Origin of the sequence: Polaribacter butkevichii, from assembly GCF_038024105.1 — a bacterium.
Lineage (GTDB): Bacteria > Bacteroidota > Bacteroidia > Flavobacteriales > Flavobacteriaceae > Polaribacter > Polaribacter butkevichii.
On sequence record NZ_CP150661.1, the window covers coordinates 3,159,925 to 3,184,522 of the forward strand.

At 32.6% G+C, this 24,598-nt stretch carries 15 protein-coding genes and 1 tRNA gene; 15 read left to right on the forward strand and 1 reads right to left on the reverse strand.

The features are described from left to right. The first annotated feature begins 5 nt into the window (after positions 1 to 5). From WG951_RS13265 to WG951_RS13335, 15 genes are all read left to right on the forward strand, one after another. Positions 6 to 1,355 carry a Na(+)-translocating NADH-quinone reductase subunit A gene (locus tag WG951_RS13265; RefSeq protein ID WP_105047444.1) on the forward strand — a complete coding sequence of 450 codons (1,350 nt, stop codon included), beginning with the start codon at positions 6 to 8 and terminating at the stop codon, positions 1,353 to 1,355. Between the two features lie 4 nt (positions 1,356 to 1,359). Continuing rightward, positions 1,360 to 2,559 (forward strand): NADH:ubiquinone reductase (Na(+)-transporting) subunit B, encoded by a 1,200-nt coding sequence (locus tag WG951_RS13270; RefSeq protein ID WP_105047445.1) that lies wholly within the window; start codon positions 1,360 to 1,362, stop codon positions 2,557 to 2,559. 2 nt (positions 2,560 to 2,561) lie between these two features. After that, the gene (locus WG951_RS13275; RefSeq protein ID WP_105047446.1) at positions 2,562 to 3,308 is read left to right on the forward strand and encodes a Na(+)-translocating NADH-quinone reductase subunit C; all 747 of its coding nucleotides are present in this window, start codon (positions 2,562 to 2,564) and stop codon (positions 3,306 to 3,308) included. 3 nt (positions 3,309 to 3,311) lie between these two features. After that, complete coding sequence (locus WG951_RS13280; RefSeq protein WP_105047447.1) at positions 3,312 to 3,959, forward strand: NADH:ubiquinone reductase (Na(+)-transporting) subunit D; 648 nt, start codon at positions 3,312 to 3,314, stop codon at positions 3,957 to 3,959. Between the two features lie 83 nt (positions 3,960 to 4,042). Then, the gene (gene nqrE / locus WG951_RS13285; RefSeq protein ID WP_105047448.1) at positions 4,043 to 4,789 is read left to right on the forward strand and encodes an NADH:ubiquinone reductase (Na(+)-transporting) subunit E; all 747 of its coding nucleotides are present in this window, start codon (positions 4,043 to 4,045) and stop codon (positions 4,787 to 4,789) included. Between the two features lie 4 nt (positions 4,790 to 4,793). Then, positions 4,794 to 6,104: an NADH:ubiquinone reductase (Na(+)-transporting) subunit F gene (gene nqrF / locus WG951_RS13290; RefSeq protein WP_105047449.1), complete on the forward strand. Its 1,311-nt coding sequence runs from the start codon at positions 4,794 to 4,796 to the stop codon at positions 6,102 to 6,104. 219 nt (positions 6,105 to 6,323) lie between these two features. Next, positions 6,324 to 7,430, forward strand: a complete 1,107-nt coding sequence (locus tag WG951_RS13295; protein WP_105047450.1) for a hypothetical protein — start codon at positions 6,324 to 6,326, stop codon at positions 7,428 to 7,430. 133 nt (positions 7,431 to 7,563) lie between these two features. Beyond that, on the forward strand, positions 7,564 to 8,352 hold the full coding sequence (locus WG951_RS13300) for a hypothetical protein (RefSeq protein ID WP_146105231.1): 789 nt from the start codon (positions 7,564 to 7,566) through the stop codon (positions 8,350 to 8,352). Between the two features lie 24 nt (positions 8,353 to 8,376). Continuing rightward, a complete protein-coding gene (locus WG951_RS13305) occupies positions 8,377 to 9,033 on the forward strand; it encodes a hypothetical protein (protein ID WP_105047452.1) in 657 nt (218 codons plus the stop codon). Positions 9,034 to 9,116: 83 nt separating this feature from the next. Beyond that, positions 9,117 to 9,815, forward strand: a complete 699-nt coding sequence (locus WG951_RS13310; RefSeq protein WP_245893445.1) for a sensor histidine kinase — start codon at positions 9,117 to 9,119, stop codon at positions 9,813 to 9,815. After that, positions 9,802 to 10,548: a LytR/AlgR family response regulator transcription factor gene (locus tag WG951_RS13315; protein ID WP_105047453.1), complete on the forward strand. Its 747-nt coding sequence runs from the start codon at positions 9,802 to 9,804 to the stop codon at positions 10,546 to 10,548. Before WG951_RS13310 ends, WG951_RS13315 begins: the two co-directional genes overlap by 14 nt. A 94-nt stretch (positions 10,549 to 10,642) precedes the next feature. Continuing rightward, positions 10,643 to 11,434, forward strand: a complete 792-nt coding sequence (locus tag WG951_RS13320) for an alpha/beta hydrolase (protein ID WP_245893446.1) — start codon at positions 10,643 to 10,645, stop codon at positions 11,432 to 11,434. Positions 11,435 to 11,487: 53 nt separating this feature from the next. Next, positions 11,488 to 11,937: a retropepsin-like aspartic protease gene (locus tag WG951_RS13325; protein WP_105047454.1), complete on the forward strand. Its 450-nt coding sequence runs from the start codon at positions 11,488 to 11,490 to the stop codon at positions 11,935 to 11,937. 21 nt (positions 11,938 to 11,958) lie between these two features. Continuing rightward, positions 11,959 to 12,408, forward strand: a complete 450-nt coding sequence (locus WG951_RS13330) for a GatB/YqeY domain-containing protein (RefSeq protein ID WP_105047455.1) — start codon at positions 11,959 to 11,961, stop codon at positions 12,406 to 12,408. Between the two features lie 41 nt (positions 12,409 to 12,449). Next, positions 12,450 to 12,526 (forward strand) — tRNA-Arg (locus tag WG951_RS13335). Positions 12,527 to 12,641: 115 nt separating this feature from the next. Here the strand turns inward: WG951_RS13335 and WG951_RS13340 are convergent. Beyond that, positions 12,642 to 24,407: a T9SS type A sorting domain-containing protein gene (locus WG951_RS13340; RefSeq protein ID WP_340914425.1), complete on the reverse strand. Its 11,766-nt coding sequence runs from the start codon at positions 24,405 to 24,407 to the stop codon at positions 12,642 to 12,644. Positions 24,408 to 24,598 lie beyond the last annotated feature (191 nt).

The following is a 24,598-nucleotide window of genomic DNA, read 5'->3' on the forward strand; positions in this document are numbered from 1 at the left end:
TTACTATGTCAAGAGACATTCGTATTAAAAAAGGCTTAGATATTAAGCTTGTTGGCGGTGCAGAAAAAACAACTAAAAGTAGTACTTTAAGTAGTATTTATGCAGTAAAGCCAGAAGATTTTCATGGAATTATACCTAAACTTATTGCCAAAGAAGGAGCAGAAGTAAAAGCGGGAGAGGCACTTTTTTATTCAAAAGGTGACGAACGTGTTTTATTTCCAAGTCCGGTTTCTGGTAAAGTTGTAGAGATAATTCGTGGAGCAAGAAGAAAGGTGTTAGCAATGAAAATTGCAGCAGATTCAAACCAAGAATACAAAGAATTCGGAACCAAGGATGCAGCAAAAATGTCTGCAGAAGAAGTTAAGAATCATTTGTTTGCTTCTGGTTGTTGGCCATTTGTAAAACAACGTCCGTATGATGTAGTTGCAAATCCAAACCAAGCGCCAAAAGCTATTTTTGTTTCTGGGTATGCAAGTGCGCCATTAGCAGCAGATTTAGATTATACTTTAGCAGGTAAAGAAGCCGAATTGCAAGCTGCAATTACAGCGGTTTCTAAACTTACAGAAGGTAAAGTTCATGTATCTGTAGGAGCAAATTCTAATTCACCTTTATCATCATTAACGGGAGTAGAGTTGCATAAAGTTTCAGGACCACACCCTTCTGGGAATGTGAGTACTCAAATTGCAAAAATAGATCCTATTAATAAAGGAGAAGTTGTTTGGGTAATTACACCACAAGATTTAGTTATTATTGGTGAGCTACTTTTAACAGGTAAATTTAATGCTACAAGAACAGTAGCTTTAACAGGTTCTAAATTTAGCAAGCCGCAATACGTAACTGCCATTGCAGGTGCTACAATTGCAGATGTAACTGCTAAAAATTTAGAAAATGATAATACAAGAATCATTAGTGGAAACGTACTTTCTGGAAAGCAAGTAAAAGAAGATGAATTCTTAGGGTATTATGATAATCAAATTACAGCAATCCCAGAAGGAGACGATTATGAGTTCTTTGGTTGGACAAAACCTGTTTTTAATAAAATATCAACTTCAAGAGCGTTAACTTTTTCTTGGTTAAACCCAAAGAAAAAATACGATTTAAATACCAATACCAACGGAGAGCATAGAGCATTTGTTGTTACAGGTTCTTACGAAGATGTTTTTCCTTTAGATATTTATCCAATGCAATTGTTAAAAGCATTTATGTATAAAGATTTAGATGAAATGGAAGCTTTAGGAGGTTATGAAATAGCTCCGGAAGATTTTGCACTAACAGAATTTATTTGTGTATCTAAACAACCTCACCAAAATATTATACGTGAAGGGTTAGATTTAATGAGAGAAGAATTAGGATAAGATTATGGGCTTAAAACAAAATTTACATAATTTAAAAGAGAAATATAAAGGAACTAAAATGGCTCCTGCGTTTAACGCAATCCATACCTTTTTATATTTGCCAAATGATGTTACTCACGGAGGAACTCATATAAAAGCAGCAGACGATTTAAAGCGTACCATGAATACGGTAATTATGGCTTTAATTCCTTGTTTGATTTTTGGAATGTTTAATGCAGGTTTTCAACACTATGCAGCTATAGATGGTTCTTTAAGAACGGATGTTTTAGCTAACTTTTTTACGTTGGATAATCTTTGGATTGGAATTATAAAAGTATTACCATTAGTAATTGTTTCTTATGCAATTGGTCTAGGAGTAGAATTTATTTTTGCTATTATAAAAGGTCATGAAGTAGAAGAAGGATACTTAGTAACAGGTATGTTAGTGCCATTAATTGTACCAATTGATACACCATTATGGATGTTATCTATTGCTGTAATTTTTGGAGTAGTAATTGGTAAAGAAGTTTTTGGAGGAACTGGGATGAATATCTTAAACCCTGCATTAACTATTAGAGCTTTCTTATTCTTTGCATATCCTACTTGGATGTCTGGAGATAAAGTTTGGGTATACGATGCTGTTAATAAAGCAGGAACTGCAGATGCAATATCTGGAGAAACTATTTTAGGAGCTTACGCTCAAAACCACGAAGTTGTTTATACTATTTGGGATAAATTCTTTGGGTTTATACCAGGTTCTATCGGAGAAACATCAACGTTTTTAATCCTTTTAGGAGCTGCCTTTTTAATTTTTACAAAAATAGGAAGTTGGCGTATTATTCTTTCAACATTTTTAGGAGCCGCAGTAATGGGGTTCATCTTTAATCAAGTTGTAGCGGCAGATATTATTACAGAATCTAGTAAGTTTTACGGATTGATGAACACTGTATGGTACGAGCAATTATTAATAGGTGGTTTGGCATTTGGAGCTGTATTTATGGCAACAGATCCTGTAACAGCAGCACAAACAACTAAAGGAAAATGGATTTACGGTTTCTTAGCAGGTTTTTTAGCTATTATGATTCGTGTATTTAATCCTGCATATCCAGAAGGAGTAATGTTAGCAATTTTATTGATGAATGTTTTTGCACCAACAATAGATCATTACGTAGTTCAAGGAAACATTAAGAAAAGATTAAAACGTACTAAAGTTAAAACTGCCTAATTATGAGTAAGAGAACAGATAGTAATGTATATACAATAGTTTTTGCTATTGTAATGGTATTAATTGTGGGGTCTTTGTTAGCTACCGTTTTTTCGCTAACCAAACCAACAATTACCACCAACCAAAAGATAGAGAAGCAACAAAACATTCTATATGCAATGGGTGTTAATGATAATGATGAAACAAGTGCAAACTTCGTTTCAACAAAAGTTGCTCAAACAGAATTTTCTAAATACATCAAAAAACAATTAGTTATAGAAGGTGATAAAATTACTGAAAATGACAAAGCGTATTTAATTGATGTTAAAAAAGAACAATCTAAAGCAAAAGAAGGACAAACAAGACGTTTGCCACTTTTTATTGGAGAGAAAGACGGAAAAACATTTTACGTAGCTCCTATTAGAGGTAAAGGTTTATGGGATGCCATTTGGGGATATGTTTCTATGGATGAAAATATGGTTGTACAAGGCGCATATTTTGATCATAAAGGAGAAACACCAGGTTTAGGAGCAAACATCAAACAACGTTTTTTTATGGATGATTTTATTGGTGAGCATTTATTAGATGCTAATGAAAGCTTTGCAGGAATTACTGTAGCCAAAGGGAACAACGATCCAAAGAACGAAGATAAGACAGATAATGAGGTAGATGCAATTGCAGGAGCAACCATTACAGGTAATGGAGTATCTGCAATGATTAAAACTGATTTAAAGCTTTATGTACCTTATTTTAAAACTTTAAAAAAATAATTTATGGGACTTTTATCAAAAAAAGACGCAGCATTAATAACAGATCCATTAGCAGATAATAACCCAATTACTATTCAAGTATTAGGTATTTGTTCTGCATTGGCAATTACAGCAGAATTAAAAGCTTCTATTGTAATGGCATTATCAGTAATGGCTGTTTTGGCTATTGGTAACGTGGTAATTTCTTTAATGCGTAACATTATACCGTCTAAAATTAGAATTATTGTACAACTAGTTGTAGTTGCTGCTTTAGTAATTATTGTAGATTTAGTGTTAAAAGCATTTGCATACGAACTGAGTAAAACACTTTCTGTTTTTGTAGGTTTAATTATTACAAACTGTATTATAATGGGACGTTTTGAGGCTTTTGCTTTGGCAAACGGACCTTGGAAATCTTTCTTAGACGGAATAGGTAATGCAGCAGGGTATGGTTTAATCTTAATCATTGTAGGTTTCTTTAGAGAACTTTTAGGTTCTGGAACTTTATTAGGTCTTAAAGTTTTAGGAGATCCAATAGAAAAAACAGGATTGTATGCTATCGGATATGAAAATAACGGTTTTATGTTATTATCACCAATGGCATTGATTGTTTTGGGTATTATTATCTGGATTCAACGTAGTAGAAATAAATCATTAATTGAAGAGAACTAAAAAGTAAGCAGTAAAATCAGTACTCAGTTGGCAGTTAATGCTACTACTGATCACTGCAAACTGCAAACTGAATACTTAAAAATATGGAACATATAGAATTATTTTTCAAATCGATATTTATAGACAACATGGTATTTGCAACCTTTTTAGGGATGTGTTCTTACCTTGCTGTATCTAAAAAAGTATCTACTGCCGTTGGGTTAGGAGCTGCTGTAATTTTTGTATTAGCAGTTACTGTACCTTTAAACTGGTTATTAGATCAGTATATCTTAAAAGAAGGCGCTTTAGTTTGGTTAGATGCTAAATATGGCGTTGATGGTGCAGAAACATTAGATTTAAGTTTCTTATCATTTATCATGTTTATTGCAACGATTGCAACGATGGTACAATTGGTAGAAATTATTGTAGAAAAATTTTCACCATCATTATACAACTCGCTAGGTATTTTCTTACCATTAATTGCTGTTAACTGTGCAATTTTAGGAGGAAGTTTATTTATGCAATCAAGAGAAATACCTTCATTAGGCTTGGCTTTAACTTACGGAGTAGGTTCTGGTATTGGATGGTTTTTAGCTATTTTAGCAATTGCTGCTATTCGTGAAAAAATTAGATACTCTAGCGTACCACCAGCATTAAGAGGATTAGGAATTACCTTTATTATTACTGGTTTAATGGCTATTGGTTTTATGAGTTTTGGAGGTATGTTAACAGGGGGTGATGAAAAAACAGAAGAGGCTCCGAAAGTAGAAGCTAAAGCTGATAAAAAAGACCCTTTAAAGAAAGAAGATGCTAAAGAAATTATAGCAGAAAATACTAAAATAAATAAGTAGTAAGATGATATTAGCAGCAGGTACAACAGGAACCATTATTGCGACGGTAACAGCTTTTTTAATAATAACATTGTTATTAGTAGCATTATTATTATTTGTAAAGCAAAAATTATCTCCTTCTGGTCCGGTAACGATTACCATTAACGGAGAAAAGAAAATTGAAGTTAATTCTGGTAGTTCATTATTAACAACATTAGGAAACGAAAAAATATTTTTACCATCAGCATGTGGTGGTGGAGGTTCTTGTATTCAATGTGAGTGTCATGTTTTAGAAGGTGGTGGAGAAGCATTACCTACTGAAGTACCTCACTTTACAAAGAAAGAACTAAAAGAAGGTATTCGTTTAGCATGTCAAGTAAAAGTAAAACAAGACATGAACATTACCATTCCAGAAGAAGTTTTTGGAATTAAGAAATGGGATGCCGTGGTTGTAAGAAATTATAACGTAGCATCATTTATTAAAGAGTTTGTTGTAGAGATTCCAGAAGATATGGGCTATAGAGCAGGTGGGTATATTCAAATTGAAATTCCTCCTTGTGAAGTAAAATATGCTGATATGGATATTACAGCGCACCCAGAAGAACATGAAACTCCAGATAAATTTGAAGCCGAATGGAACAAATTTAAATTGAGACCTTTAGTAATGAAAAATACTGAAACTGTAGAAAGAGCTTATTCTATGGCTTCTTACCCTGCAGAAGGTAGAGAAATTATGTTAAATGTACGTATTGCTACACCTCCTTTTGATAGAGCTAAAGGTGGATGGATGGATGTAAATCCTGGAGTAGCATCTTCCTACATTTTTAACTTAAAGAAAGGTGATAAATGTGTAATTTCTGGTCCTTATGGTGAATTCTTTATCAATGAGTCTGATGCAGAAATGTTATATGTAGGTGGTGGAGCAGGTATGGCACCAATGCGTTCTCATTTATATCATTTATTCAGAACTTTAAAAACTGGTAGAAAAGTATCTTACTGGTACGGTGGACGTTCTAAAGCAGAGTTATTCTATATAGAACACTTTAGAGCTTTAGAAAAAGATTTCCCTAATTTTAAATTCTTTATTGCATTATCAGATCCATTAGAATCTGATAACTGGAAAGTGAAAAAAGATATTCATGATGAAGCTGGAGATGGTTTTGTTGGGTTTATTCACAATTGTGTAATTGAAAACTATTTAAGTTTACATGAGGCTCCAGAAGATTTAGAATTATATTTCTGTGGACCACCATTAATGAACAAAGCAGTTCAAAAAATGGGTGAAGATTTTGGTCTTTCTGACGAAAATATCCGTTTTGATGATTTTGGAGGATAAGCTTCAAATAGATATAAATTTAAAACCGACACATTTTGTGTCGGTTTTTTTTGTTAAAAACTTTCATGTCGTGAAATCTACAGTTTATAGATTGTAAGCAACCTGCAATAAATTTGCTGTTTTAGTTTACGCTTTCTATTTAGATATTTACTTTAAATAAAAGGTGTATACCGAAAAACCAAAATTTAAATAGAGTAGGTAAAACTAAAATGCTTAAAGATGAAAAATGAAGAAAGTACTTGTAAAAAGATTAAAGAAGAATTAGATAATCTCTATTCAGATTTAAAAGAAGAAAAAGTTAATAATTTAAACCATTGTAGTGAATGTGAAATTGATGAACCTAATATCTTAAAAATAAACTCTCCTTATGATGCGGTTCTAATTAATACTGCTCAAGATGGTAAGGGAGGTTTTATTCCTATAGGTGGGGGCAGAGATTTAAATTGGGAAGCTGGTATTGGAAATACGAAAGGTCCTAATAGTGTTAAAAACTGGATTCCGGCTTATGTAATTAAAGATAGGGCATGGACAAACAGTATTTATTCCAATGCAAATTGGATTTCCTATTATAGCAATGCACGACAGAAAGCATCTAAAGAAGAGGCTTATTTTAGAATAAAATTCAACTTAAATACCTCTGTAGATCCAAGTCAGTTTTTTCTAGATATGAAATTTTTTGCAGATAATTCAGTACATGAAATTTATGTAAATGGAAAGCCACAAAGTATTCATTCATCAACGGTCTTGCCACAAGTTTCTAGTGGTAATCCATACGGATATGTAGGTTTTCAAGCTGATAAAGAAGTAAATATTAAGTTAATGAATGATTGGCAAAAATGTTTAAATGAGGTTATTGTTCATGTTAAATCAGGTGCTCATTATGTTGGTTTTTTAGCTCAAAACTCTAGTAATTGTTATGAAGTAGAACCACCTAATTATAAACCATCTTTAAACATAAAATGGGGAGATAGTGATTGTGATTGTATTGAATCTACCGATATGGAAAAAATGATTATAACGGTTTGTAACCCATTTTCTAATATTAGTTTTTCTAATTATTCTATTGGTACTATAGAAGTATTTCATCAAAATGGAAAAAAAATAGAATTACTGCCTAACGGAAACCCTTCTATAGAAGTAATTCCAAAAGGAGCTTTCTGTTTTGGAACTATAAAACCTTGTAGTTGTGTTTCTAGAGAGTTTGTACTCATAAACAACGGAGCAAAGCAAGGTAAGTATAGGTTTAAAATAGCTGGTATTTGTTATAATGTAGAACTTCATTATGATTTAGAAGATTGTTTAGAGTTTAGTATTTGTAAAGATTAAAAAGCTCATGGAAAAGTCAACGGAGATTGCATCAAAGTTGCCTTTCCTTAGCCTAATTATAAACAAATGTTTCCTAAAGCGCTTAAATTCAGTGATTAACAAATATTTAATTATTAACTTTATGAAAAAAAATATGAAAACGAATAGAGTATTAATGCTAATAGCTATTATTTTATTGACTATTCTTTTATTTAGAACATGCCAAAACGAAAAAATATGTAAACATACAGAGTTAAATGAACAAGAGGTTATAGAGAACTTTAAAAATTCTAGACACACCATCGACATCGTGAAGGTAGAAGAATTATATGGTAATTATAAAGATAGATTTATACCTGTAATTAAAGATTTACAAGAAAAAGATACTGTTACTAAAGAAAAGTTTAGAGAAAATTATTTACCAACAGAATATTCTTTAATTCCATTGCAAAAGTTAAAGAATTATATTCAATTTTTAGACGTTTTACAACACAAAAATCCAAATCAGATTATATCTGGTATTGCATTTAGTTTTGGTGCCTACAATTTAAATGTTTCTGATAAAACAATGGAAAATCCAAGTATTAATACTGTTAAATCCAGAAAAAATGATCCATTAAAAAAAGGTGACTATAATGGACGTTTAACCCTTTTTTTTACACCAACATATTATGATTCTTGTATAGAAACTGGATATGACGCAGATAACCACATTCCGTTTTACATAGAACCAGATGATGCTTCGGATATGTTTAAAGGAGATTATAAATCACTTTATTGTCATTTAAACTCTGAATTTTATTATATTGAAAGTTGCCCAGAAAAAGAAATATCTAAAGCAAGTTTATTGCCAACTTTTAATGCTGCTACTGCAAAAATTACAATGCAAAGTGTTTCTAGTAATGAGTTAACGGATATGCCACCTAAAAGAGTGGGTGACTAAAGTAATTAAACAAATGTTTTTAAAATGGATTTTTTTAAATTATACTTAATAAATGGTTATGTTTATATTCAGCTATTACCTGTATTAATAGGCTTTATAGTTTGGAAACACCTAGACAAACCATATAGGTTGTTTGTTATAGTATTACTCTATTCTGCCTTAAATGAGAGTTTTAAGACTTATTATGGAACGTATATTGTTAAAAATCAAAATAAAATACTATCAAATCTTTATAATATCATTTACTTTAGCTTTCTGTTTTGGCTTTTCTGTAAAAAAGTGAATAGTAATGTTCTAAAAAAAATAATTAGTATTATAGTTACTTTATACTTTATAAGTATAGGTTACGAGTTATTTTATAAAGGAATGGATTACCATAATCAAACCCAAGTTATACCATTTATTATAGGTGGTTTCGGAATTTTAGTTTGTGTCTTTTATTACTTTGTTAGTCTTTTAAATTCAAAAGAAATTATTAGTATACATAGAAATCTACTGTTTTGGATTGCCATAGCGCATTTTATTTATTATCTTGGTTTTACACCGTTTAAAATAGGAGAAAACTATTATGCCTCTTTTGATAAATATTATTATTTATTTGATGTTAAAGTGCCTATAACGTTTTTTAAATGTATCATTCTAAGTATTGGTTTTATATGCAGTCGCCTGAAAATTCAATAATAATACTCTTTATATCCATTCTAATAACACTTGGTGTTTTTTTGGTGCTACTTTTTGTGATTTTTTTAAAAAGGAAAAACAGATTGGTACAAGACAATCTAGAAAACGCATTAAAAAACCAGCAACAGCAACACGAGCTAGAATTAAAAGCATTGAGAGGGCAAATGAATCCGCATTTTGTACATAATTCATTAAATGCGATTCAATATTATATTCAACAAAACGATGTTGAAACATCAGAAAATTATTTGGCGAAATTCTCAAAACTCATGCGTCAATTTTTTGATTATTCAAGAAGAAAAAGTATTAGTTTAAGCGAAGAAATTAGTCTTTTAGAAAACTACCTTCAAATAGAGAAATTACGTTTCGAAGAAAAATTGGTGTATGAAATAAAGGTAGATGCTAAATTAGATATAGAAGAAGAATGCATGCCACCAATGATTTTACAGCCTTTAGTAGAAAATGCTATAAATCATGGATTGTTTCATAAGCAAGGAAACGGAAAAGTTTCTGTGCAATTTAAATATATTGATAAAAATTGTTTTAAAGTAGCGGTAATAGATAATGGTATAGGCTTAGAAAAAGCAAAAAAATTAAACAATTCTATTAAAAATAAAAAATCATCTCATTCTTCTGCAGTCTTATTAGAGCGCCTTCATTTTCTAAATGAAAGTAGCCATTGGAATGTATCTTATAAAATTATAGATCGTTCTGTAAAACCGGGTAAAACAGGTACAGAAGTATCTTTACTCTTTAATCAGAAAAATAATGAAAACGATTAAAACCATACTTATTGATGATGAGCGAAAAGCATTGGCCATTCTAAAAAATAAAATAGAACGCCTATGCCCAAATTTAGAAATTGTTGCCGAAACGCAAAGCCCTAAAGAAGCTATAAAACTGATAAAAAACCTTCAACCTCAATTAATTTTTTTAGATATTTCTATGCCAGAAATAAATGGTTTCGATTTATTAAAAGAGTTTGACAACCCCAATTTCGAAATTATTTTTGCGACTGCTTTTGATAATTATGCTATAGAAGCAATAAAACATTGTGCCATTGGTTATCTTGTAAAACCTATAGATAATAGTGATTTAGTGTCAGCTGTAAAGAATGCTGCTAAGAATATAGAAGAGAAAACAGCTCTACAAAAAAACAAGTTACTTATAGAAAATTTGGGCGTACAAACTTTTCAAATGAAAAAAATGGTAATTCCATCTACAGAAGGGTTAGAGTTTGTAAAAATAGCAGACATTATTCATTGTGAAGGTATAGATGGGTACACAAAAATTCATTTTAGTAATCACAAACCTATTTTGAGCTCACAAAGCATTGGTCATTTTAATAAACTGTTAATAAACCAAAATTTTTATTTAGTACATAAATCTCATTTAATCAATTTACAACATATAGAAAAATATTTAAATGAAGGTTATGTGTTATTAAGTGCTAACCATAAAGTACCTGTATCTAGAAACAGGAGACAAGAATTTTTAAATAATTTAAAAGCTTAATTTGATGAGCTTACAATGTTAAAATTGTTTTTATAAAATAAACAGATTTTTTTTAAAAATGAGTAGTTTCGTAAAATAAAAACTATCAATAAATTTGACGTTCTGCCTACTAATTATTATATGTATTGTTATTGTTGCTTGCCTATTACTTTACTGTTTTCAAGAAAAATTTATATTTCTGAATGGTAATTCTTTAGATAAAAAATATTCGTTTCGTTTTTCAAATACGTTTGATGAAGTTTTTATTCATACTGATAATAATAACTACATTAATGCCCTTCACTTTAAACGACCAAAACCCAAGGGTGTTGTTTTATTTTGCCATGGAAATAAAGGGAATTTAATAAAATGGGGAGAACGGATTTCTTATTTATTAGAGTATAATTATGAAGTCTTAGTTTTTGATTATAGAAACTACGGTAAGAGTACTGGCAACTACAATGAGAATAGTATGTATTGTGATGCTTTATCTGTTTACAATCACTTAAAAAAGGATTTTAAAGAAGAAAATATTGTTGTTTACGGCTTTTCATTAGGTGGTACTTTTGCTACAAGGATAGCAGCCGAAAACACTCCAAAAGAATTAGTGTTAGAAGCACCTTTTTACAACTTTAAAAAAGCAGCTAAATTTAAATTTAGATGGTCACCAACATTTTTATTGAAGTATAAATTTAAGTCTGATAAGGATATTGCTAAGGTAACCTCACCGATTACCATATTTCATGGTAATAAGGATAAAACAACCAGTTTTAAGCAATCTAAAAGGTTATTAGAACAAAATACATCTATCAGAAATAAATACGTAGAAATTGATGGTGGAACGCATCATAATTTAAAAGAATTTGCTATTTATAATTCTATTCTAAAAGAAATTTTAGAACGATAGCACTTCTTAAAACTTTTAAATTGTATTTTTGATAACTCGAAAGAATAATAAAAATGGGTAGTATCAATAAAATTTTAAAGAAGCGGAAGTATATCAAAATAAAGCTAAAGAAAATTGCTACCAATCATTTAGAATTGAAAGCAACAATTAATGGTGTAAAAGGACGTTTTATTCTAGATACTGGCGCTTCAAACTCGTGTGTTGGATTAGATTTGATAACTCATTTTAATTTGGATGCTCAAGAAAGTGAAACAAAAGCTGCTGGAGCAGGAGCAACGGGTATGGAAACTCAGCAATCTGACAATAACTCTTTAAAAATAGGTGATTGGAAAACAAAGAAATGCCATTTGGTGTTATTTGATTTATCGCATGTAAATACAGCTTTAACACAACACAACGCTAAAGAAGTACACGGAATTATTGGTGCGGATGTTCTACACAAAGGAAAAGCTTTTATAGATTACAATAAAAAGGTTTTGTACCTAAAAAAAACAAAGAAATAATTAATTTTAAAATAAGATAAAATGAGTTTGCAAAAACAAGTAATGGATAAAATGAAAGAAGCAATGAAAGCAAAAGATACTGTTGCTTTACAAGCTTTAAGAGCAGTTAAATCTGCCTTTTTATTAGCAAAAACAGAAACAGGTGTTCAGGCAGATATTACAGAAGAGCAAGAGTTGAAAATTATTCAGAAACAAGTTAAGCAAAGAAAAGATAGTGCTGCTATTTTTGTAGAACAGGGTAGAGAGGATTTGGCTGCACCTGAATTAGCAGAATTGGCGGTTTTAGAACAGTTTTTACCTGAGGCCCTATCAGAAGACAAAATAGAAGAAGTAGTCATTGCAGCGATTCAAAAATTAGGTGCATCTGGTATGAAAGATATGGGGAAAGTAATGGGAGTTGTTTCTAAAGAATTAGCAGGACAAGCTGATGGGAAAGTAATATCTACTTTAGTAAAAAAGAATTTAATGTAATAAAATAAAAGTATTCTTATTTTGGTAAGAATATTTTTTATGGCTCCATAGTTCAACTGAATAGAATATCAGATTTCGGCTCTGAGGGTTGCAGGTTTGAATCCTGCTGGAGTCACCATAAAAAAAGCCACAATTAAAAAGAAATAATTTCCTTTTAATTGTGGCTTTTTAATTTGTTTAAAATGTTAGTGTATCCCTCAATATTTTAAATTGATGGATACACTATGTACTACTTACTCAATTACAATTTTTTTATTCATTGTACCTTTATTTGTATTTACTTTTACAATGTAAATACCTGTTGGTATTTGATTTTTAATTTCTAATTGATACACCTCTTTTTGTTCTTTAATAGTCCAAAGAGTTACTTTTTTACCAAGGATATCAAATAATTCTACTTTATTGATATTTATTTCTTGATTTTTAGAAATTACAATGTTGTGGTTTTTATTATCAGCAAAAATAGTTGTTTGTTTAGCTAATATATCATTTTCTAAACCAAGTGTAGTATTTGCATCAACAAAAGCCAAAACAAATCTATCTGTATATGTACCTTCTTTTAATTGATACGTAGCACTTGCATTATTAATTTGCTGAGTTGTACCTGTAAGTTTATCTTTTATAAATACCTTTTGGTTGATGTTATTAATTTCATCAATATTGATGGTAATTACGCTATTTTTACTTACTACAATTTCTAATGGTACTTCTAATGCATTTGATATTTCTTGCACACCTGCAATTACATATTTAGTATCATCATTTGGAAATTTCCAGTAGAAGTCTGTAGAATTTACACCATACATTTGAGAATCAGAACCAGTTTCATAAGCAAAAGAATTTCCTTGTTTAAAAGAGATTCCTATTTGACGGTGAAAACTGCTACCAACTGATGTTGCATAGTTCATTCCTAATTTTAAAATAGGTAATGCTGTGCTTGTTGTTTTTGCAGATGTTTTCTTTCCGCTTCTAAAGAATACAGACTCTCCAGATTCTTTTGTAATATATGCTCTTTGAGTATTATTGAAAACAATTTTTCCTTTTGTATTACTACCTAGTACAAAAAATCCTTGACCAACTGCAATATATGGCTCTGGAGTTTTGTATGCATTTGCATATTCATCTCCACCTGTATCTGGTGTACAAGCAGTTTGCCCATCTTCATCCTTTAAAATTATTTTATCAATAAAAATTGGATTTGGAGAATTAGTACTAGAAGTTAGTGTAATACTACTTCCTGCCTCTATACACATTGCAAATTTTATTTCTTTGAAAAGAAGGTCTGAAGCGTTTTCTGTATTTGGAAAAGTTAATTGACCTCTATCAACATTATTGATTTTAATGTTTAATTTTTTAAGTCCATTAGCTCTATATAATACTCTTAAAGAGTCTACACTATTAGGAACATTAGAAAACGTAATTTGATCATTAAGGTTTAAAGAAACTTCAAATTCACCTGTACCTAATCCTAAAGGAAGTACAATTCCAGTTACCTCACTTCCATTTTCGGCTTCAAGAGTGCTGTTTACAGCTTCTCCTTTACCATAATTAGCAGCGGTAGCCATATCTTTATTTTGAGTGGCATATCCACCAACATATCCACCAAAGTTATGACCAGCAGTACCTGAATCATCATTTTCTCCTACATGTTGCCAGAAGTAAAGTGTTCCTGTAATTGCACTATTATCATCTAAAAATTTTCTAGCATTCATAGCAGAAGGGAAAGGGTTTCCTACCAAGTATGATTGCCCTTCACTTATTTCATTTTCAGTGGTAAAACTACCGTCATTTGGTGTTCCTGCAAAAGTATAGTTTTGTTCTTGTCCTGGTCCTTTAAAGATATAACCGTCACCTTTGTTTATAGTTCCTCTTCTATATTTATGTTCCCAATTAGATCTTCCGTTATTACCAGCAGCGTAAGTATAAATCCAGTAATCTGCTAATGAAATACCAGTTGCATTTACACTACCATCATATCCTGTAACAAAAGTAATCTCTTTAGGATCATTTGGTGTTGTACCATCTTTAAGTACCGTTGCAAGTGAATAAGTGTCTGCTCCCGGAGTGGTAACAGGAGAACTCATATAATTGTAACGATATAAACTAGGTACTTCTGATTTTTGATCTACAAATAATTGACCATTTCCGCTAACTGTACTTTCATCTGTGTGTGTTTGTACCAATTGAGCAGTAGCACCTGTTAAACGAATTTCTCCGTCTAATACAATACTATTTGTAACCACTAATAGATTATCTGTTACTCTTAATTCTTTACCTGCGTTTACTTCTAATTTTCTAGCACTAAATCTACTACTTTCATGATTGTAATATTGATGAATTACAACATAACGGGACCTGTCTGGAAAACCATTACTCCAGTTACCATTTTCTCTAACCGTTTTTCTAATTCTATGTAAACCTAATAATGTATTAGCTTCTGAATCAGAATTTTTAATTTCTGAGATTAACGGATCTTGAGGGTGTCTTTTTGCGCTAGTATCATCTAAACCATATCCAGATTGGTAAGTTGTTATAGCATCATTTATAAAAACAACCCATTCACCTTCTGTATAAGTTGCATTAGGAGCTATCGTTTCATCAATTCTTACTACAGAAGTATTGTTGGTTACATTAGAAACCACATCGTATCTGTTTTCCCAAGAATAAACCCCGTTAGCTGCAGAAAGTGTAATGATATCATTAGTAGCATCATCTAAATTTGTTAAATCATTATTAGTAATGATTGTTGCATCTGATGCTATTTCTGCACTTGTGATTATAGAATTACTTGAGTTTTTAAATAAAACAGAGTTACCAGCTTCTAGTAATGTACCAATTGTATAAGAAACATCTGGATTAACACCTGTTTGATCGCCTGTTTTATCTTTGTACAATTGTACTTTAATAGTGTTTGCAGGAATCGTTGCATTACCGATGTTGGTAATTTCAATCCATTTATCTGTACCAAATTGATATACCTGTGTAATCATAGCTTCTGCAGCTTCTGGTGCATCTCTATAATCAAGATCACCTGTACCAGGATTAAAGTCGTTGTCTTCATCACCAAAAGAATTTTCTAAAGAGGTAAGGTCTGTTACTTTATTATTAGAGTTTAGACCATCATTTACAGTAGCTCCTGCTATTGTTGCATCGTTATTATCATCAAAAGCATCGTCTAAACCATCGTTGTCAGAATCAGTTCCTGATACAACATTTGCTGTATGTCCGTTTTCTGCAATATCTAAAATACCATCATTGTCTGAATCTGTATCTAAATAATCTGGTAAATCTGTGTTGTCTGTGTTTTCAGGAACAAAACCAATTCCGCTTACTTCGTAAACATCATCTACACCATTGTTGTTTGCATCTGTAATACCTGTAGCAACCCCACTTGGAGCAATATAACCACTTGTAGTTTGTGCTTCTATATTATCTGGAATACCATCATTATCTGCATCGATGTCTAAAAAGTTAGGTATACCATCGCTATCTGCATCACCATCTGTGTAAGAGTTAGGCTTACCATCATTATCAGTATCGGGTCCTGTTGTAACTAAAGGTGCGTTCTGCACATTATCATCAAACCCATCATTATTGGTGTCATTTGTTAATGTACCATTTGTAGCAATAGCATCTACTTTACCATCTTTATTGGTGTCTGTACCACCTGCTTCAATAATATCTGTAATACCATCGTTGTCTGAATCTAAATCTAAATGATTAGGAATACCATCTCCATCTGTATCACCAGTAGTGTAAGAATTTGGTTGCCCATCATTATTTGTATCCGTTCCTGTAAGTACTAAAGCATTGTTTTGGTTGTTAGAAGTACCTGTTACATCACCATCTACAAGATCATTAAAACCATCGTTGTCTGTATCTACAAAACCATCAGCTAAACCATCACCGTTTGTATCTGTACCACCTGCTTCTATAACATCTGGAATACCATCGTTGTCTGAGTCTAAATCTAGTACATCTTTAATTCCGTCTCCGTCAGTATCTGGGTTTGCAATTGGTGTTCCTGCAGTAAAACTAGGTGTACTTCCTGATGTGTCTGTAGTGTCGTAGTTGTCATCCAATCCGTCATTATCTAAATCGACCATAGAGGTTGGGTCTCCTGAAATAGGATAATCTACAACACCATCTCCATTTGTATCTACTCCGCCAGCTTCTACGATATCTGCAATACCATCATTATCAGAATCTAAATCTACAAAATTAGGAATACCATCATTATCTGTATCACCATTTACGTAAGAATCTGGTTTACCATCATTATTAGTATCAGCACCTGTTAGTATTAAAGCGTTGTCTTGGTCATTAGAAGTACCTGCTACATCACCATCTACAAGGTCGTTAAGACCATCGTTGTCAGCATCTACAAAACCATCTGCTAAACCATCACCGTTAGCATCTGTACCACCTGCTTCTACAACATCTGGAATACCATCATTATCTGCATCTAAATCTTGAGCATTTGGTATACCATCACCATCTGAATCTGGGTTTGCAATTGCATTACCATTAGTACCCCCTGTAACATCAGTATCATAACGATCATCTAAACCATCGTTATCTACATCATTTACCAAAGTACCATCAGCATTTATATCATCTACTTTACCATCACCATTTGTATCTACACCACCAGCTTCTACGATATCTGGAATACCATCGTTGTCTGAGTCTAAATCGAAATGATTAGGAATGCCATCACCATCTGTATCATATACATCAGGAATACCATTATTATCACTGTCTGTGTAGTCTGTTGTGCTACCGTCTCCAGTACCATTATTGTCTGTAGTATCTAAATAATTAGGGATACCATCACCATCTTCATCACCCTCTGCATTGTTACCACCATTTTCTATAGTATCAGGAATACCATCATTATCATTATCTAAATCGATGTTATCTGCAATACCGTCATTGTCGTTATCTTGAATGTCTCTATAATCTAGATTACCAGTACTTGGACTTGCTGGGTCGAAGTCATTATCTTCATCACCAAAAGAATTTTCTAAAGAGGTAAGGTCTGTTACTTTATTATTAGAGTTTAGACCATCATTTACAGTAGCTCCTGCTATTGTTGCATCGTTATTATCATCAAAAGCATCGTCTAAACCATCGTTGTCAGAATCAGTTCCTGATACAACATTTGCTGTATGTCCGTTTTCTGCAATATCTAAAATACCATCATTGTCTGAATCTGTATCTAAATAATCTGGTAAATCTGTGTTGTCTGTGTTTTCAGGAACAAAACCAATTCCGCTTACTTCGTAAACATCATCTACACCATTGTTGTTTGCATCTGTAATACCTGTAGCAACCCCACTTGGAGCAATATAACCACTTGTAGTTTGTGCTTCTATATTATCTGGAATACCATCATTATCTGCATCGATGTCTAAAAAGTTAGGTATACCATCGCTATCTGCATCACCATCTGTGTAAGAGTTAGGCTTACCATCATTATCAGTATCTGATCCTGTAGTAACTAAAGGTGCGTTCTGCACATTATCATCAAACCCATCATTATTGATGTCTGTTGTTAATGTACCATTTGTAGCAATAGCATCTACTTTACCATCTTTATTGGTGTCTGTACCACCTGCTTCAATAATATCTGTAATACCATCGTTGTCTGAATCTAAATCTAAATGATTAGGAATACCATCTCCATCTGTATCACCAGTAGTGTAAGAATTTGGTTGCCCATCATTATTTGTATCCGTTCCTGTAAGTACTAAAGCATTGTTTTGGTTGTTAGAAGTACCTGTTACATCTCCATCTACAAGATCATTAAAACCATCGTTGTCAGCATCTACAAAACCATCTGCTAAACCATCACCGTTTGTATCTGTACCACCTGCTTCTATAACATCTGGAATACCATCGTTGTCTGAGTCTAAATCTAGTACATCTTTAATTCCGTCTCCGTCAGTATCTGGGTTTGCAATTGGTGTTCCTGCAGTAAAACTAGGTGTACTTCCTGTTGTATCGTAGTTGTCATCCAATCCGTCATTATCTAAATCGACCATAGAGGTTGGGTCTCCTGAAATAGGATAATCTACAACTCCATCTCCATTTGTATCTACTCCGCCAGCTTCTACGATATCTGCAATACCATCATTATCAGAATCTAAATCTACAAAATTAGGAATACCATCATTATCTGTATCACCATTTACGTAAGAATCTGGTTTACCATCATTATTAGTATCAGCACCTGTTAGTATTAAAGCGTTGTCTTGGTCATTAGAAGTACCTGCTACATCACCATCTACAAGGTCGTTAAGACCATCGTTGTCTGTATCTACAAAACCATCTGCTAAACCATCACCGTTTGCATCTGTACCACCAGCTTCTACAACATCAGGAATACCATCATTATCTGCATCTAGATCTTGCGTATTTGGTATACCATCTCCATCTGAATCTGGGTTTGCAATAGCATTACCATTAGGACCACCTGTAACATCAGTATCATAACGATCATCTAAACCATCGTTATCTACATCATTTACCAAGGTTCCATCAGCTTTAATAGCATCTATTTTACCATTACCATCAGTATCTACACCACCAGCTTCTACTAAATCTGGAATACCATCATTGTCTGAGTCTAAATCGAAATGATTAGGAATGCCATCACCATCTGTATCATATACATCTGGAATACCATTATTGTCACTGTCTGTGTAGTCTGTTGTGCTACCGTCTCCAGTACCATTATTGTCTGTAGTGTCTAAATAATTAGGGATACCATCACCATCTTCATCACCCTCTGCATTGTTACCACCATTTTCTATAGTATCAGGAATACCATCATTATCATCATCTAAATCGATGTTATCTGCAATACCATCTTGGTCGTTATCTTTAATGTCTCTATAATCAAGATCACCTGTACCAGGATTAAAGTCGTTGTCTTCATCACCAAAAGAATTTTCTAAAGAGGTAAGGTCTGTTACTTTATTATTAGAGTTTAGACCATCATTTACAGTAGCTCCTGCTATTGTTGCATCGTTATTATCATCAAAAGCATCGTCTAAACCATCGTTGTCAGAATCAGTTCCTGATACAACATTTGCTGTATGTCCGTTTTCTGCAATATCTAAAATACCATCATTGTCTGAATCTGTATCTAAATAATCTGGTATTGCATCATTAGAAATATCAGTATTTGCTGGAATTATTGTTATTTCTCCTGTTGATAAATTTTCGTAAACATCATCTACACCATTGTTGTTGGTATCTGCAATTGTAGTTCCTGTAGGAGCAATATAACCACTTGTAGTTTGTGCTTCTATATTATCTGGAATACCATCATTATCTGCATCGATGTCTAAAAAGTTAGGTTTTCCATCAGTATCTGCATCACCTTTTACATAAGAATTTGGTTTACCATCTAAAGTGGTGTCTGTAGTGTCTGAATCTGTACCTGTAAGTACTAAAACATTTGCAATATTATTAGAAGTACCATCATTGTTGGTATCTCCATCTACAGCATCATCAAAACCATCCTTGTCAGCATCGGTTGTAGTGTCTTGTTTACCATCTTTATCACTGTCTGTACCACCTGCTTCTAGAACATCTGTAATACCATCGTTGTCTGAATCTAAGTCTAAATAATCTCTTATTCCGTCTCCATCCGTATCACCAGTTGTAATTGTATAAGGTTTACCATCTGCAACGTCTGAAGAGTTTGCTGGGTCTTTATCTGTAGCAGTAACTAGTAACGGATTTGTGTTTGCAACTAAAGAATCGTCTGCAATAGCTAAAGAGTTTGTTGGGTCTCCATCTACAACATCATTAAAACCATCCTTATCAGCGTCTACAAAGTTATCTGCAAAACCATCTCCATTTGCATCTGTACCACCTGCTTCTATAACATCTGGAATACCATCGTTATCTGCATCTAAATCTAAGAAATCTCTTATTCCGTCTCCATCCGTATCACCTGTTGGTATTGTGTCTGGAGTACCATTATTGTCATTGTCTATTCCTGTTACTAGTAACGGATTTGTGTTTGCAACTAAAGAATCATCTGCGATAGCTAAAGAATTTGTTGGGTCTCCATCTACAACATCATTAAAACCATCATTATCAGCATCTATAAAGCCATCTGCTTTACCATCTCCATTGCTGTCTACACCACCTGCTTCTATAACATCTGGAATACCATCGTTATCTGCATCTAAATCTACATAATTAGGTAGCCCATCTTTATCTGTGTCTCCGTTAGGATATGAGTTTGGTTTACCATCATTATCTGTATCGCTACCTGTTACAACTAAAGCGTTGGCAGTGTTTTCTGAAGTGCCATCTTGCCCAACATCACCATCTACTACATCGTTAAAACCGTCATTATCAGTGTCTACAAAATTATCTGCAATACCGTTTCCGTTTGCATCTGTACCACCTGCTTCTATAACATCTGGAATACCATCATTATCTGCATCTAGATCTTGCGTATTTGGTATACCATCTCCATCTGTATCTGGATTTTCAATAGCTGTTCCTCCATTGTCTACGTCGTAACGATCGTCTAAACCATTACCATTTGTATCCTTTACTAAAGTACCATCAGCTTTAATAGCATCTACTTTACCATTACCATCAGTATCAACTCCACCAGCTTCTACTAAATCTGGAATACCATCATTATCTGAATCTAAATCGAAAGCATTAGGAATACCATCGCCATCTGTATCTGCACAATTATTAGCAAAAACACTTACAAGGTCTAATGCAGCACCTGCACCTAAAGATCCGTCAGTAGGAGGGGTTGCTTTAAAAGATATTGTTGTTTGTGTATCACTAGCAACAAAAACAGTGCTAAATCGGTACCATTTTTTAGCACCAATAATTCCGTTTACATTTCCTTCTGCGGTTGCTGTTAAGGTTTTATTAACAATATTTGGGTTGGTATTATCTTTAACATTTAAATTTAAAGTAACTGTTTCTCCTGTTATATGTCCAATATCCTCTCCCCAATAAAAACTAAGAGTATACGTTGTACCTGGTATAGTAGCAATGGTTTGTGAAAGTATATTACTTACGCCTCCAGTTTTATCGTTGTTACCAAGAACATCTAAGTATTGTTTTCCGCTATAAGCATCTGCAAAAGTACTAGTAGACCAAGTTGGAGATTCACCACCAACCCATCCGTCTAGGTTTTGAGTATAATTCCATCCTTTTAATGTATTTGTATTAAAATTGGTTCCTATAAACGTACCAGAAGGATTTGTATCACTGTTTGGAAATTCTGTTGTACTTGCAAAATCTTGACCTTCAAAATCTCCATTTATAATTAAGTTACCACAACCTTCATCAGTATCTAAAATACCATCATTATCATCATCTAAATCGTAGTAATCTGCAATACCGTCTTTATCATTATCTTTAAGATCTCTATAATCTACATCTCCAGTACCTGGAAAGTTATTGTCTTCATCGCCAAAGGCAGTATCTATTTCACTTGAGTTTGTAACTTTTTGTTGACTACTAGAACCATCGTTTACAGTAGCACCTGTTGTACCAGAATCATCATTATCATCAAAAACATCATTTAAACCATCGTTGTCTTTGTCTGCATTAATGTCTACAATTTCATTATCGGCATCTCCGTTTTCAATAATATCGGCAATACCATCATTATCTGCATCTGAGTCTAAATAATCTGGAGAATCATCATTATCTGTATCAACAGGGGTTAAACCTGTATTGTTGTTTTCGTAAACATCATCAATACCGTTATGATTGGTGTCATCCATGTTAGATCCAATACCACTTGGTGCAATGTAGTTGGTTGTTGTTTGTGCTTCGATATTATCTGGAATACCATCATTATCTGCATCAATATCTATAAAATCAGGAAAACGATCTCCATCTGTGTTTGCAGGTGTATTTCCTGTATTTGCAGAACTAGGAATACCTAAGGTTGTTGTTGTATTACCTACATTTCCGTCAGCAATTCCGTCTTTGTTATTATCCTTACCGCCAGATTCTACAACGTCAGTAATACCATCGTTGTCTGAGTCTAAATCTAAATGGTTTGGAATACCATCTCCGTCTGAATCTAAAATAGTAATACTATCTGGATTTATAAAATTACTAATACATTTAAATTCTACTTGATGTTGTCTGCCCGTTGCAATCACTCCATTTTTTCTGGCTACAGCTCCTAATCTAATAATATAAGAAGATGAAGCACCGTGTTCTGTAGAGTAGTTTACTTGTGGGAAATTATTTGTAACAGAAGGATATTCATTATAACCAGCTGTACCAACAATCCATGAAGTTGGTTGGGTTATTGTTAATTCTGTAGGATTATTTACAACATAATCTACAGGTATTTGAGACCAGTTTTGTTCTCCGTAATTGCCATTACCATCTACATCGTTAAAATTTACAAAAAATTTATTTACAATAGTAGGAGTAGTTGTATTTGTTATAACAAAGTCGAACTTATATTCTGTCCATGCTTGGTCTCCAATGTTTGCTATGCTAAATGAAGATTGTGGTTGAAAAGCATTGTTGTTTCCTGCACTATTGTCATCTAACTTAGGTAAAGTAGTTATGTTTTTAAAACCTACAATAGTAACCAAAGCATCTATACCATCTGCTACATTTGGAAACCTAAAGACTTCTCCTTGTAAAAAAGTAGCACTATTTCCATCTCCTGATTCTTCTATATAAGTATTATTAAAATTTAAAATAGTTTCACCGTCGCAAGCAGGTTTACCAGGAGTTCTAGAATAGCCTTCATCAGTATCTAAAATACCATCGTTGTCATCATCTAAATCGGTAATGTCTGGTACACCATCTTTATCGCTATCTAATAATACAGTAAGTTCTAAGGTACCGTTATTAGAACTAGCGCCATAGGCGTCTTTTACTCTAAATAAAACGCTAGCGTCTCCTATATAATCTGTTATTGGTGTAAAGGTTACTATACCAACATTATTAACTTTATATTCTCCTACACCAGGTATTACTAATGGGTTTCCATTGCTACCTTGGTTGCTAGGGTTGTTAGGATCTGTTAATGTTACTGTATTTTTATCTAAATCACCGTCAGGGTCGCTAGAGCCAGTAAGTACATTCTTAGAGAATGTATTATTAGCAATAATGGTATTGTTTAAACTATTTACCACTACTGGTGGACTATTAACTACTACAACAGTTGGGTTGCTAAAAACAACTTCTCCTAAAAAGCCAACAGAAATATTTCTAAGAGTACTAGGAACGTTGTTATTTCTACCTAAAGCAAAGTCTAGAATACCAACATTCTCGAAATTTAGTTTTACAATAGATCTTGTATTTGCTATTGATACACTTTCATCTGTTGTATTCGTTTCACTATTAAAACGAGTTGAGTTTATTGTTCCTGGACTTGCCGTAATAATTGTAGTGGCTGCTAGTTCGTAACTATTAGGTGATACTTCTACCCATTCTCCTGCATCTAAATCTATAACTTCTAAAGTATAAGATTCTAAAGGAAAAGTTATTGCATCATTTAAATTAGAGTCTGCAGATCCTGCTATAATAAACTCTATTTGCCAATGTACAGCTTCACCAGGAGTATCATATGTAATAATTGGTTCAAATCTATCTTCTACAAATTGAGTTTGATCAATATTAGAGATAACTGGTGTACCTGTAAATGATATAATCTTTAAAAGAGCATCTACATTGATGTCACTTCCGTTAGCAGCAATTTGTACATCCTCAATTAAATAAATGGCTCCCGGTTGTTTGTCTAAGCCTTGTTTTAATATTTGAGTATTCGGAAAAATCGGATGATTTTGTCCAGATACATTCTGAAATGCTAATAAAAAAAGTGTTGATATTATAAGGTAATGAGCCTTATTTAGTTTTATTGTCGATGCTGTTTTAAAATTTAGCAAGGCACAATTGGCAGGGTTAAATACATTAAAACGAAATATTCCCCCAAATATTTTCGTTTTTTTTAGATATTTAAACATAAAAAAAATTTTTAAAGGCACAAAAGTACTTCTTATTATTTACTTAGCACCAGTTTTTAGACACTTCTAAATAATTAAAGTCACCTTTTTTAATTATATTTTTCATTCTTTTTAAGATTAGCTTTTATTCTTTTTTCTGATAAGCAACTAGTTTTCTTATAGTCAGGTTTTTACAGGGGGGTAAAATAAAA

What these genes read in the sequence shown, in the direction of transcription:
- WG951_RS13265 (WP_105047444.1), top strand. Translation starts at nt 6, where the DNA reads ATGTCAAGAGACATTCGTATTAAAAAAGGCTTAGATATTAAGCTTGTT.
- WG951_RS13270 (WP_105047445.1), top strand. Translation starts at nt 1,360, where the DNA reads ATGGGCTTAAAACAAAATTTACATAATTTAAAAGAGAAATATAAAGGA.
- WG951_RS13275 (WP_105047446.1), top strand. Translation starts at nt 2,562, where the DNA reads ATGAGTAAGAGAACAGATAGTAATGTATATACAATAGTTTTTGCTATT.
- WG951_RS13280 (WP_105047447.1), top strand. Translation starts at nt 3,312, where the DNA reads ATGGGACTTTTATCAAAAAAAGACGCAGCATTAATAACAGATCCATTA.
- nqrE (WP_105047448.1), top strand. Translation starts at nt 4,043, where the DNA reads ATGGAACATATAGAATTATTTTTCAAATCGATATTTATAGACAACATG.
- nqrF (WP_105047449.1), top strand. Translation starts at nt 4,794, where the DNA reads ATGATATTAGCAGCAGGTACAACAGGAACCATTATTGCGACGGTAACA.
- WG951_RS13295 (WP_105047450.1), top strand. Translation starts at nt 6,324, where the DNA reads ATGAAAAATGAAGAAAGTACTTGTAAAAAGATTAAAGAAGAATTAGAT.
- WG951_RS13300 (WP_146105231.1), top strand. Translation starts at nt 7,564, where the DNA reads ATGAAAACGAATAGAGTATTAATGCTAATAGCTATTATTTTATTGACT.
- WG951_RS13305 (WP_105047452.1), top strand. Translation starts at nt 8,377, where the DNA reads ATGGATTTTTTTAAATTATACTTAATAAATGGTTATGTTTATATTCAG.
- WG951_RS13315 (WP_105047453.1), top strand. Translation starts at nt 9,802, where the DNA reads ATGAAAACGATTAAAACCATACTTATTGATGATGAGCGAAAAGCATTG.
- WG951_RS13325 (WP_105047454.1), top strand. Translation starts at nt 11,488, where the DNA reads ATGGGTAGTATCAATAAAATTTTAAAGAAGCGGAAGTATATCAAAATA.
- WG951_RS13330 (WP_105047455.1), top strand. Translation starts at nt 11,959, where the DNA reads ATGAGTTTGCAAAAACAAGTAATGGATAAAATGAAAGAAGCAATGAAA.
- WG951_RS13340 (WP_340914425.1), bottom strand. Translation starts at nt 24,407, where the DNA reads ATGTTTAAATATCTAAAAAAAACGAAAATATTTGGGGGAATATTTCGT.